The organism is Variovorax sp. EBFNA2, from assembly GCF_033802765.1.
GTDB lineage: Bacteria > Pseudomonadota > Gammaproteobacteria > Burkholderiales > Burkholderiaceae_C > Variovorax > Variovorax paradoxus_H.
Genome location: NZ_CP138496.1, coordinates 1,331,162 through 1,344,434, shown reverse-complemented (window position 1 = coordinate 1,344,434; position 13,273 = coordinate 1,331,162). Strand labels below are relative to the sequence as shown.

4 protein-coding genes are annotated in these 13,273 nt (G+C 66.6%); 1 reads left to right on the top strand and 3 read right to left on the bottom strand.

From position 1 onward, the window contains the following. Positions 1–102 precede the first annotated feature (102 nt). Entirely contained in the window at positions 103–492 is a 390-nt protein-coding gene (locus RZE79_RS06010) for a RidA family protein (protein WP_056572483.1), read from the top strand. A gap of 18 nt (positions 493–510) precedes the next feature. On the opposite strand, the gene RZE79_RS06005 is transcribed toward RZE79_RS06010, so the two are convergent. The 3 genes from RZE79_RS06005 to RZE79_RS05995 all read right to left on the bottom strand — a co-directional run bounded on the left by RZE79_RS06005 (position 511) and on the right by RZE79_RS05995 (position 13,179). Further along, positions 511–1,131 carry an ATP-dependent Clp protease proteolytic subunit gene (locus RZE79_RS06005; RefSeq protein WP_153280380.1) on the bottom strand — a complete coding sequence of 207 codons (621 nt, stop codon included), beginning with the start codon at positions 1,129–1,131 and terminating at the stop codon, positions 511–513. Positions 1,132–1,222: 91 nt separating this feature from the next. Further along, a complete protein-coding gene (locus RZE79_RS06000; protein WP_319359424.1) occupies positions 1,223–1,855 on the bottom strand; it encodes a sigma-70 family RNA polymerase sigma factor in 633 nt (210 codons plus the stop codon). A 20-nt stretch (positions 1,856–1,875) separates the two neighbouring features. Then, positions 1,876–13,179 carry a filamentous haemagglutinin family protein gene (locus RZE79_RS05995; protein ID WP_319359423.1) on the bottom strand — a complete coding sequence of 3,768 codons (11,304 nt, stop codon included), beginning with the start codon at positions 13,177–13,179 and terminating at the stop codon, positions 1,876–1,878. Positions 13,180–13,273 lie beyond the last annotated feature (94 nt).

The window sequence follows — 13,273 nt, the reverse complement described above, 5'->3', positions numbered from 1 at the left end:
TGTTAACCCTTGTTGAGGGGTTATTCTGAAAAAGTCTTTCAGATCAGACGGATACTGCGGCCCTCACCCGTCCTCACTCAACCCATCTTCACAGGAGTTTCCATGCCCCTCGAATACCTCGGCGCCCCGCCCCTCGCTTCCGACCGCCAGGCACGCCCCTTCTCTCCCGCCGTGCGCGCGGGCGACTTCGTCTACGTGTCGGGCCAGGTGCCCGCCAATGCGCAGGGCGAGATCGTGGCGGGCGGCATCGAGGTGCAGACGCGCCAGGTGATGGAGAACCTGAAGACCGTGCTCGCGCTGGCCGGCGCCACGCTCGACGACGTGTGCAAGAGCACCGTCTGGCTGCACGACGCGCGCGACTTTGGTGCCTTCAACCGCGTCTACATGAGCTACTTCGGTGAGAACAAGCCGGCGCGCTCGACCACCGAGGCGCGCCTCATGGTCGATGCGAAGGTCGAGATCGACGTCGTCGCGTACAAGCCCAAGGCCTGATCAGGCCAATCAGGCCCTTCAAGCGTTACGCAGTTCGGTCTTGCGCTGCACGATGCGCGAGACCAGCCCGTACTCGACGGCCTCCGTGGCCGACAGCCAGCGGTCGCGCTCGATGTCGGCCAGCACCACCTCCAGGGGCTTGCCCGTTTCGCGCGCGATCTCGTGCGCGATGCGCTGGCGGGCCTTGAGGATTTCCTGCGCCTGAATGGCGATGTCGGTCGCCTGCCCGCCCGCGCCGCCGCTGGGCTGGTGGATCAGAAAGCGCGTGTTCGGCAGGCACACGCGGCGCTCGCGCGGCGCCGCCAGAAACAGGTGCGTGGCCGCACTGCCGACCCAGCCGGTGCCGATCATGTGCACCGGCGCGCTGATGAAGCGCACGACGTCATGAATGGCGTCGCCCGACTCCAGGTGCCCGCCGGGCGAGCTCACGAGGATGTCGATGGGCTTGTCGCTGCTGTCGGCATCGAGCGCGATGAGCCGGCGCGTGACATCGGCCGCCACGCTGTCGGTGATGCTGCCGAAGATCAGCAGCGTGCGCGACTTGAACGCTTTCTCCTCGAGGTAGGAATTGCGCGGCTCGGCCGTGGCCGCGGGCGGCGTGTCGTCGTCGGTTTCCAGCGTTGAAAACATGGGCTGCATGAAGAAAGCTCCTGTGGTTGATCGGTCCTGGCGAACCAGCCCACAGTTTCGTGACATTGCGCGTGCCGTGGCAAGCGACACCGCTTGCCGCTCAGGCCGCCATCCGGGGCGACGCCACGGCCCGTCGGGGTGTACCGACGCCGGCCAGCACCGCGCGCCCCGTCATCGCGCCGCAATGGTCCAGCGCCTGGCGCAGGACGGTGTCCACGTTGCGCAGCGACAGGCCGTAGTGCGAGGCCACCTCCTGGCGCGTCTTCTCCTCGATGCGCAAGGCCTCGAGCACGGCCCGGTGACGCCGCGGCAGGCCCTGCATCGCGCGATCGACCGAGCCGACTTCGGCGCGCACTTCGGCCATGTCCTCGGGCCCGGGCGCGTGGTCGATGGCCGCCTCGACGGCGGTGTGCGGGTCGTCCACATAGCGCCATGCCCCCTCGCTGCGCAACCGGTCCATGGCCAGGTTGCAGGCCACGCGATAGACGTAGGCGCTGGGGTTCTCCACGGGCGCACACACCCGCAGATGGCCCAGCCGCAGCCAGGCGTCGTGCAGGCATTCGCTGGCCATCTCGGCGCACCCGAGATGGCGGGTCAGCTTGCGCCGCAGCCCTTCGTAGTTGGCGCAGAGAAAAACCTGCAGCGCCAGGCGACGCTGCGCTTCGTCTCGCAGTTCGCCGGCCGCGTCGCCGCGCGCCGGCGCTGGCTGTTCGCAAAGGACAGTGGGTGCCATGACATGCCGCCCCTGTCCGCCTAGCGGTCCTGCTGCAGGCGACGACGCTCGTCGCTGCTCAGGCCGGCCCAGTGCTTCGGGTCGATCTTGCGGCCCATGCCCACCACCTGCACGGGGTTCTGCGGGTCGTAGTCGACCTGCGCCCCCGATTGCAGCCCCGACCGCGGCGGCGGCGCGTCGCGCCCTTCTTGTGCGGGCTCGTTGCCGAAGCCGAGCACGCGCACCGTGAAGACCGACGCCAGCGCCTGCCGCGCGGCCGTGCGCTCGCGCTGCACCGCGTCCTGCGCCGCGGCCGTCGCCTGCGCAGCGGCGGCGCTCGCGTTGGTGAGCGCGCCGATGTTCACTGCGGCGATCACCGGCAGGCCCTTGGTCTCGCCCTTGACCTGGATGTTGTCCGCATTGAGCACCTGCAGCGCTGCAATGTTCAGGTTGCCCGCCACGCGCAAGCCCGCATCGCCGGCGTTCACGGTGCCGCGCGGCGCCACCAGGTCGACGTCGCCGTCGCCCACGGTGCCGATGCCGCTGCCGCTCATGTCCGACTTTTCGCGGATCACCGTCATACCGTCCAGATCGGTGACCACCTCGGGTGCCGACGGCACGCGCAGCGTCTTGGAGCCGCGGCCCGCATCGATGTCGCCATCGGTGGCCCAGATGATCTGGTCGCTGCCCTGCTGGGTGACCTCGGGCACGAAGGACAGGATGCGCGACTGGTTCACCGTGACGTCGTCCTTCGCGAAGATGCCGATGTGCCCCGAGGCCAGCGTCACCAGGCCGTAGCCCGCCGGCACCGTGGCCCCCAGCGCCGCCACCTGCAGACCCCCGCCGGGCGTGAGCACGTCGATGTCGCCGCCGGCCATCGTGCGCAGCATGAGCTTGTTGGCCGCCACGTCGCCCTTCCAGCCGTCGCCCGGGAACAGCGTCTTGATGGCCGCGTAGCCGCGGTTGTAGCCGCCGTTGCGCGGCAGCCCGCCGGTGCCCGGTTCGTTCTGGTCGCGCCCCGCTTCGCGCAGTTCGATGAGGTAGATCTGCCGCAGGAACTGCTGCTGCGCGAGCGCAGGCAGCTGCTGGAAGCGCGCCCACGCGTCCAGCGGCGCCAGCGTCTCGCCGGTCATGTCCTTCATGTACGACACCAGGCCCCGGCGCACGGTTTTTTCCTGTCCGCCCGGGCGGGTCTCGACCCGATCGGTCAGGTAGGCCGGGAGCACGCTGCCGTCGGCGCCGGCGCTTTGAAGGTACGAAGGCATGGAGGCCACCCTCGACGGGTCGAGGTAGGCGCTGGCGAACGCGCCGTAGCCCACCGCGCCGTTCATGCCCGCCATCACCGTGACCGAGGCACCCTGCTCGGGCAGGCCCTTGATCTGCGTCCCGTCCATGGGACGGTTGTTCAGGTCATATTGCTGGTTGCCCAGGGTCTGGACCTTCAGGTTGTCGGCATAGACGTCACGCCCGGCGGACAGCACCAGGGTGCCGGGCCCTTGTATCGCAATGCTGCCCGTGTCCTCGATAACGTTCATGGTCGCGGCACGCACGTTCGCCATCGCCAGGATGTCGTTGCCGGCTTCCAGCAAGGTCACGTCGCTGGCCCGCACATTTCGCGCATTGACACGCATGCCGCGGATATCCGTTCCGGCCCGCACCCAGGTCTGCTCATTGGCCGTCAGGTCGAGCCCCAGGATGGAACCCTGTCCGGCATAAAGGCGGCTCGGTTCAAAGTCGCTTGCCAAGGGCAACACATCCGGATTGTTGACCGAGGTAGCGATGACATGGGACCCCATCTGGTTGGCAAGCAACCTTTCCATCGCCTCAGAACCCGTGGCTCCAGCGCTGGGCAAGAACGCGGAAGGCAACATGCCGGGTGTGGCACGGGGCATGGCCAGCTGAGCTTCCAGGTCTCCGCGACTGCCCAACTGAAAAAGAGCTTCGCGATTCTGTGTCGCAAAGCGTATGTCACCTTGCGCAATGAATTGCACATCGTTCGTCGCGGCTGGCATGACCCACAAAGGCCCTTGTATTTCAAGGCTGCCGTTCATGGCAAAAGCAGCTGTGTGCGCCGGGAAACGGTTGCCACCCGCGCCGATCAGGTTGTTCTGGCCCGTGTCGCCGAAGCGCAGGGACAGGTCGTGGAATATGAATTCGGGCTGGTTGACAAACGTGATATTTCCGCCGGTGGACACCAGCTTGAGTGCCGTGCGATCCGTGTAGCCGCTCATGTAAGCGCCGTAATCCAGTTTTGGCAAGGCACCTGCACCGCTCCCGTCGTCACCATAGCGGACAAGGAGAGGGTCCACCACCGTCTGCACGCGCAAGTCGCCCGCCGTGCGCACCTTCAGGGTGGCATCGCCCAAAGCCAATACCGGTGCCACAGAAAAGGTGTAGGTACGGCTGTCAACGGCCCCTTCGTTCCATATGACCGATACCGTGTTGCCGACCGCTGTTTCACCGGCCTTGATATCGCCTGCGCCTCGCGCCACGTAGTACTGCCCGCCGCGTATCGCGCCGCCGGCCTCGACCGTCAGGGTGCCGCCGTTGCGCACTTCCATCGCCATCGCTTCGGTGGCCGAGCGGCCGCCGCGCATGCGCATGGTCGTGGGCAACACCACCACCAGGTTGCCCAGATCGCCGCCGGCGTTGACCGTCACGTTGCCGCCGCCCAGCGCGCCCACACCCTGCTTGAAGGCACCGTAGTTGACCCACCAGCTCGATTGCTCGGGCGGCAGCGTCAGAGGGCCCCAGGTGCCGTCCGGCCGCGTACCGTACTCACCGCTCTCGTATTCACCGAAGTAGCCCTGCGAGTTGAGGGCACCCTGCCGGTTCAACCACTCCGTGAATCGCTGGCCGGCCGGCTGCGCCACGACGCTGCCCTGCGCACTGATGTCCAGGTTGCCGCCGTCAGTGCCGTAGATCGCGGCCGCGTTGGCCGTCGTGAAGTCGCTCCAGACCGTCATGTCCTTGCGTCCAGCCGTGTAGATCACCGACTCCTTGTGCGCCAGCGTCAGGTCTCTGCCCGCACGCACCTCGAGGTCGCCGGTGCCGGTACGAATCAACTTGCCTGCACCGTTGTCGATGGCGGTGTCTGGATCCGTGTCGGCGGTGCCGACGGTGATGCTGCCGCCACCGGCTGCTTGTGCTGCCAGCGGCCTGACCGCCAGCGTGTGGGCCGACTCCAGGTCGGCGCCTGCAACCAGGCGCAGGTTCCACGAAGCGCCTTCCTGCAGCTTGCCTGCGCGGTCGGCGGTGTCAAAGCCGTCACTCAGGTGACCATTGACGACCAGGTTGCCACCAGCCCTGAGCGTGAGCGTGCCTTCCCTTGCGTTGGCAAAGTCGCTGCGCAGGTTCCAGTCGCTGTTCATGGCCAGGTCGCCGGCGCTTTCGATCGTGATGCCGGGCATGACGGCCAGGCTGGTGCCCAGGCGTGCGGCCACAGCGGGCGCCGCTGCGCTGAACTGGTTGGCATCGGCAATTGCAGCGGCTTTGACGGAGTCGACCGTGCTGCTGTTGTAGGTGGCAACACCCTCGAGCACCGCCGAGCGCGCACCGGCGATGCTGACGTTGACGGCGGTGGCGTGGAGGTCGTTGTGAGCCGCATTTTGCTGCGCACGCAGCCTGACCTTGCCGCCTTCGTTGCCGGCCACGTTGATGGCGCCGCCCTGCAGGTCCAGTTGCCCGCCTGCCGCTTCAAGGGTGACGCGGCCGCTGCCCAGCTCGCCGGTGGCGCCGGCCAGCAACTGCGCGCCGGCATTCATCGTCACCCCATTGCCGCCGGTGATGCGGATGGCGCCGCCGTAAGCGGCCCTTGCATCGACGGTGCCGGCAATCGTGACCCTGCCCTGGTCGGTGGTCAGGCCGAAGTCTTCCACCGTGGTGGTGCCGTCCAGTGTGATGTCGCCCTGGCGGACACGGAACTGCCGTGAGCGGTTGAAGCCCGCAGCGTTCAGACGCTGGCTGAAGCCGGCGAAGTCGGCCAGTGCGGCAATGTCGAGCGAGAAGGCACCGGCTTTGCCGCCCGCGCCGGCTTGTGCATTGATCGTGCCGTCCAGCACGACGGTGCCGCCGTTGGCGGCCGCGACATTCAAGGCGCCGGCGTTGCCGCCGTCCTTGTGCGCAGCAAGATTCAGCGTGCTGCCGCTATCGAGCCGTACGTCGCCGCCCACGGCCGAGAGCTTGATGCTTCCCGCATCGGCATACGCGGCCACGTCGAAGAACTGTTTGGCAAAGCCGCCGACATCGATCTGCGCGCCATCGCCCAAGGTCAGGCTGCCGGCAGTCGCCGTCATGTCGACGCTGCCGCCAAGCGCCACAGCGCGGCCGCCGAACACAATGCTGGCGCCGGACAGGCTCAGGCGTGAACCGAGGCTGTCCTGCAGATCTTGTGGGGCTGAATCACCCCCTGCTGTTGCCAGGACTTGCAATGCACCGGTGGTGGTGATGCTTTGTGCGGCACCGCCGCGGCCCGTGAGCAGCGGGGTGTTGAAGGTCAGCGCGATGGCGCCGGTGTCGATGCCGCCTTTGCCAGTACCGACGATCCGATCACGGCCACCCAAGGCAATGCGATGGAAGCCGGCGAAGTTCTTCTGGCCCGCCCCCAGGACCAGGGTGGTGGCGTCCAGCGTGAGGCTGCCGGTACCGTTGCCTGTTGCGGCCAGGTTGGCGCCGCTGTTCTCCAGTGCAATCGTGTCGCCCTTGATGACGATGTCGCCGCCATGACCGGTGAAGGCTGCGCCGTCGAAGGTCAACGAAGCCAGGCCCGCCGCACCGAGGTCGACGGGTTGGTGGAAGTCAAAGCTCGAGTAGCTGCGCAGGGTCAGGTGTTTTGAATTGGCCAACTGGGCCAGACCAGCGCTGTCCAGCACCATGCCGCTGCCACCGCCGAAGCCAATGCGGCCGGCGGCCACCGAGAGGTCAACGCCCGAGATCTGCGCCGATGCTGCAAGCTCCGTGGTGCGCGTGGCGTCGATCAGCAGGGAGTCGCCACCGTTAAGGACTGCACCGGCACCGAGGGTGACCACACCGCCTTGCGTGGTGTCCACGTTCTGGCGCACAACCTTGATCGCCTCGCCATTGGCCACGCGAATCAACGCACCCCAGTCTTTGGCCGGCGTCACCAGAACATCGTCGGCGGTGTCGGGTGTGCCTTTGCTGTCGTAGACCGCAGCCTGCTGCGGCTTCATGATCAGGTTGCCGCTGCTGCTGGCGCCCGTGCCCTTGGCGCTGACGAGGCTGCCGGCGTCCACGGCGACCTTGTCGGTGGCGGCCAGGATGATCTCCGGGGCGAACAATTCGGAGCCGCTGCCGTTTCTCACGACGATGTCGGTGGCCGTCACGTCGAGTTGCGTGCCCAACAGGTCTCCCTTGCGCGTGCCGCCCACCAGCAGGCTGCCGGCACCAAAGTTCGAGAGGCTGGCGGCATCGATCGTGAGGTAGCCGTCTGCCTGCAGCGTGCCTGCGTCCCGGCCGGCACCGACGATGGCGATCTTCTTGCCGGCGATGTCGACCAGGCCGCCGCGCCCGCCCTTGTCGGCCTGCGACAGCAGCGTGCCGTCCAGCGTCAGGCGCGTGGTGGCGTCGAACACGACAGCGCCGCCGTCGCGCGACAGGCGCGGGGTCACCACGTCCTGCCCTGTCAGGCGGTATTGCGTGAGCTTGAAGGCGTCCGATGAGAAGAAGTCGTTGGCGAAGGCTTCGTTGTATTCGCTGTATTTGCGCAGGGTGCTGCCGGACATGACGCGCCAGACAGAGGCGTGCGCCTCTTCGCTGTGGCCGTAGGCGTTGCTGTTCCTGCCTTGCATGATGATGCTGCCGTCGCGCGTGGCGAAGCCGGGCGCGGCCTCGCCCGCCCAGGCTTTGCCGGTGGCCTGCACGGCAAAGGCGCCGGGCAGCAGGGCGTAGCGCGCCGGCAGCAAGGTGTACCAGCCGGCCGCCAGGCCGGGGCCACCGGCCAGCCAGATTCGGCTGCCAGCCTCCACACCGCTGACGGGCGCAGTGGCCTGCTGGCCCGGCAGGACGGCATACATGCCGGGCCGCGTCAGCACATCGTTCGAGCCGCCCGGGCCGGGAACAAATTCCCAGGCGTACAGGTCACCGCCGCCGGCGATGTCGATGACCGCGCCTTTGGCGAGGTCGACATTCGGCGACTTCATCGTGATCCGCTTCTCGGGCGGCGACGTCAACGAACCGCTCGAGGGATTGGCGCCATCGCCCGCCTTCGTCGGGTCGTTCCAGTGCTCGTTGTTCGACAGCGTCCCGTAGGGCACCGTCAGGCCCGCACCCGAGACCGATGTGATGCTGCCAGCGCCCAGCGTCAAACGATCACCGGCCACCAGTTCGATCTGCCCGAACGGGGCCCGCAGCACGCCGTTCTGTTCGATCACCGGCGCCTCCAACCGCAGCGTCCCTCCTGCCGACAAAGGCAGCACGGAAGAATTTCCGGAACGCCCCACGGTGATGGATTCACCGGACAGGATTTTTGCGTTCACGGCGACGGACGGATAAACCAGGCCGGCGGTGATGGCCAATGCACCGTCCACATCCAGTGTTGCCGTGGCGGCATCCGCAGCCATGCCTGGATCCACTGCGGCGTTCTTCGCGCTGAAGCGCAGTTCCGACGCATTCAACGACGTTTTCGCAAAGCTGCGAATGCTCGCGGGCCCGAAGGTGGACCCCGGTCCATTGACGCCGCCCACGACATCGATCACGTCCGCGTTCACGGTCAAACTTCCCGTGCGATGGGCCGTGGCAGCCGGCGCAATGAGGGAAGCCGTTTGCTTGAGCCCGATATAGGCCGCCGCCAGGCTTGCGTGTCCGGATTCCCCGACGGCATGGCGCAGCGTGCCGTCGACCGTGATGCTCCGGTTCGCGGAAAGCCGCACATCACCCAGCTCGATCGACCCTCCCTGGGAGGCCAGAGCGAGATTGGCAAAACCACCTTCGGCAAAAGATGTGGGACGCGCCACCAGCAATGAACTCGACGGGGTCAGGGCACGCAGGTCGATGGAGAGTTCGTTCTTGAACAAATCCACGACTTCGTCGCTCATTCCAAGCGCAGCGTAGTCAATTCCGGGCCCACCCTGCCCTGCGCCGGAAGACGCCGTGTTGGAGACGACCAACGAATTCCTGGAGGCCGAGCCCAGATGGTCAAGCACCGCCTGGGTGATGACCATGGGTGCTTTTTCGCCGGGGCCGTATCCCAGCAGCAGCGCGAAATCGACGCCGACGACGCTTTCCGGCGTACAGAAGGACGAATCGATCTGGCAAAAGGACTGCAGAAGCTGGTCGGCCAGGTTGGTGCTCGCACCGGCGGCCACTTGCTGAATCGACACGGAGCCGCCTTGCGCGCCCTTCCCCCCGGCCTTCCCGACCAGCGTGGAAGCAATCAGTCCTTCGCCACGAATGTTGATTGCACCGCCGTCACTGGCCAGCCCCCGCTTTTTGTAGCTGATCCGCCCGAATGCACCACCTGCCTGCGCCTGTTCAATCTCCCCGCTCGCGCCCGACACATCGATCAGCGAACCCGCCGCCAGCTGCACATCCGCGGCATGAATATCGACGACACCACCCGACAACACCTTGCCTTGAAGGTGCCCGGTCTTGTCCAGGTCGATCGCAGGGAGGCCGCGTGCCAGCAACTGCGCCTCCGGCTCCAGCCTGACGGTCTTGCCGCTCAGGTCGATCCGTCCCGCAGGCGCTTCCAGGCGGCCCCGTACCGTCAGCGCACCGACGCCACCCGCAGCCAGTGTCAACTTGCCGCCGGTATCGGTCACGATGGATGCACCCGACCCGACATGGATGTCGCCGGCTTCCGTGCCCAGGGTCAGTCCGCCCGGCCTGCGTTCGAGACGCTCCTGCGGGCTCAGCACGGCAATCGGCGCGACCGCGGCAAGGCGCGTGCCGGTCGCCACGTCCTGGTAGGCAAAAGAAGAAGAATTCAAATCGATACCGACCGCCTGCTGCGTCACGGTCGCACCGTCAGGCACCACGATGCCGCCGTTGCCGCGGACCGCGACCGACACGGTGCCAAAACCGCGGTCGCCAAACAGGTTGGCGGGCAAGAGCACGACCGCGGGATCGGTGCTTGCACCCCCCACTTGCACGGATGAAGGCGTTTCAAGGAACAGGCTGCCGGCTGAACCCGCCGCATACGCACGCAGGTTCAATGACCCCAGATCCATGTCCGGCGTGACGCCCGTCAAGCGGAGGGAGCCGGCGTTGCCAACACGCAATGCAGGCAGGCCCTTCTTGCCGATATCGATGCGGCCGCCACCGGAAACATCCAACACGGCGTTCTTGTCGGCAAGGATTTTTCCGGCATTGAGGGTGATGGTGCCGCCATCCATGGCCCAAGGCCCGGAGGACCTGCCGTCACGCCAGGCATTGATCCATTGGCCGGAAACATCCAGGCTGCCCTGCGCGCCCATCTCCAGTTGTCCGTAGAGCGAATCAAGGGAGATGGAACCGCCTGCCGACCGGACCCTGCCGTTGACACGGATGGTGCCGGTCGAATTTTCGCCACCGGTGACAACCAACGAGGTGGCGGGCGAGAACTCGAGTTTGGCGCCCGTGGCCAGCTCGACGTCGCCGTTGATGATGAAGAAATTGACCTGGCCCATGCCCGAACTGCCCAGCATGTCGTCGGACAGAAAAGTCAATTTCTTTGACCTTGGCGTGGCGGGGTCCAGGGGAACGTAGAAGTCCTTGCCCAGCGCGGTACCGGCGTTGAATGCACTGCCCAGGCGTTGGGGATCATGGCTGACGATGAGGGTGCCTGGCGACCAGGCTTTGTCCTCCACCCTGCCGCCACCCAGCACCAACTGCCCCCCTTTGTTGCTGGCCGGTTTATTTTGTTGACGATCACCCGTGATGACACCGCCCCACATGTCGCCTTCGAGCACCATGGCGTCACCGGCGAATATCTGGACCGCGCCCGCCTTGCGGCCTTCGGTGTACCCGGCTTCCTTGAAGTCGCCGCCGATCAACGCGCTGCGCCAGGTCGTGTTCACGCCCCAACGCGCATGCGTTTGCGCGAACCGGCCGGCAAGCCCCGTGTATTCCATGTCGGGCATGGCGCTGCTCATCGTGTAGATGCCGCCATTGGCGCCCGCGAGTTTTGTGGCGGTGTTCATGCCGTCCGAATAGCGCACCGAACCGCCGGAGATGTCGAGCAGCGAGCCGGCACGCGTGATGACGGCGCCGCCGGCGCGCAGCATGATGCTGCCGGCGTCGGCCGACAGCTCCCGCAGGTCGGTCTTGCCCACGCCGATCCAGCCGGTCACATCCGCCAGTGGGGTGCCTACCCACTCGCCTGGCATGTAGACCATCTGGCCGTTGCCGTCCGTCCTCTGGACCCACTTCACGCCCGCCATCGGTCCGTTGCCGAACACGCCGTTTTCCCGGCGGTCGACGATCACTTTCTGGCCGCGCAACCAGGAGTTCAGCAGCAGCGGTGAATCGCGCAACTCGTTGATGCGCAACTCCGCCTCGACGAAGTTGCGCGACATCGGCACCCGCATGTCGCGCAGACCCGCCACGCTGAGGAAGGCATCGCTGTCGAGGTAGATCCGGCTGTCGTCTCCCGCACTCTGCAGCACGCCCCCGAACAACGGGTTGGCCGCCGTTTCGATGTTGATCTTGCCTGCGGGCGCCAGCACGCCGGCTTTCGACTGGATGTCGATCAGCTTGCCGTACATGCCGATCCAGCCCGGCTGGTAGCGGGTGCCCAGCGCGGACGCTTCGATCTCGCTGGTGTCGGTGGCGTCCGGCATGATTTGCGTCACGCTGCCGCTGCCCAGCGTCAAGGTGCCTGCCGACCAGTTGTAGAACCGGTCGATGTCGCTGGCATATTCGCGTGTCCCCAAACCCCAGGCACGCAACTGGATGGAACCATTGCGGTTGTTCAACGCGGTGGTGGACAGCAACACGCCGTTCTGGCGAACGTCCTGCGCCTGCAGGGTGATGTTGCCCCGGTCGGACTGCACGAGGCCGTTGTTGACCACTTCGTAACCCACCGCCTTCGCGCGCGCGGCCATTTCCGGCATCACGACATCGCGCACGCCGTTGGCGTAGGGATAGGGGACCTGCGACAAACCAAGCGCGGCATTCAAAAACGAACTATTCAATGCCCAGCCCGGCACTGCCGACACGGCAACGTCCAGCCCGCGCACCGGATTCGGGTCCTGCGCCGAGGGGGTTTTGAGGTAGACGTTTTCGCCGGCCGCCAGGATGACCTGGCCGTCCGGTGCAAAGAGGCGCCCGGCATTGCTCACCTTGGGCGCGAAGAGCATGATCTTGCCGCCGCTGCTCACACTCAGCCCTGCGCCTGCCGCGACCGTGACGGCACCGGGCGGCAAGCCGGGGTCAAACCGATCGACCTCACCGAGACGGTCCGGCACCGCACCGTGGCCCGGAACATAGCCGCCGTCCTGGCTGTAAACCCAAGGCTTGTGCGCGCTGAATTCCCCGAATTGCGGAATAGGGTACTCAGCGCTCTGGTGCTCCATCAGCTGCGCGTTGTTGATGCCCAGCTTGAATTGCTGGTCGGTCAGGCGCAGCGAGCTGGCGACCAGGCTGCGCGTGTTCACCTGGCTCGATCCATTGAAGACGATGCCGTTGCGGTTGATCAGGTACACCGACCCGTCAGCCTGGATCTGCCCGGCGATCTGGCTGGGCCTGCCGCTCGGGTCGTTGATGCGGTTCAGCGCGATCCAGCTGTTGGTGCCGTCCTTCACGTTGCGACCCTTCGACTGGTCGAACTTCACCGTGGTGTTCTTGCCCACGTTGAAGCTCTCCCAGTTCAGGATCGCCTTCTCGTCGGTCTGCTCGATACCCACCACCGTGCGCCCGCCCGCGGCCGTCTGCACCGGCGCCTTGGCGTTGAGCCAGCCGGCCGTCAGGCTGTGGGTGTCGACCTTCAGGCCGCCGTCGGCCAGGCCGTCGGGCACGTCCGAGGTGCCAGCCAGCGCGGCATTGCGCGCCGCCTCCTGCGCGGCCTGCTGTGCGGCGATGCCGCGGGCGGCCAGGTTCAGGTTGTCGATGGAGCGCTGCAGCTGGGCGTTGTCACGCTGTTGCACGGCCAGCGGGTTGGTCAGCATCGACGCCGGCATGCCGTTGGGCAGGCGGCCCGTCGCCGAGGCGGTGTTCTGCATGGCGCTCTTGTTGGCGAACCAGGCGCCGCTGAAGGCCTGCTGGGCCTGGGCGTCGAGCACCAGGGCACCGTTGGCCGCCAGCGTCATGGCAATGGCGCGCGCGATCGGCGCCATGCGAAAGCGCCGCGCCTGCCGCCGGGTGCGCGCCTTCGTTGCATGGATCGGTGTGATTGGCCCGCGTGTGCTCATGAGTCGTGTCCGCCGGAAAGTTGAGTCGATGCACTACGACGAACGGCCGCCCCACGACCCCGCAACTTATTTTTCAGGCCGCGCACCACGGCCG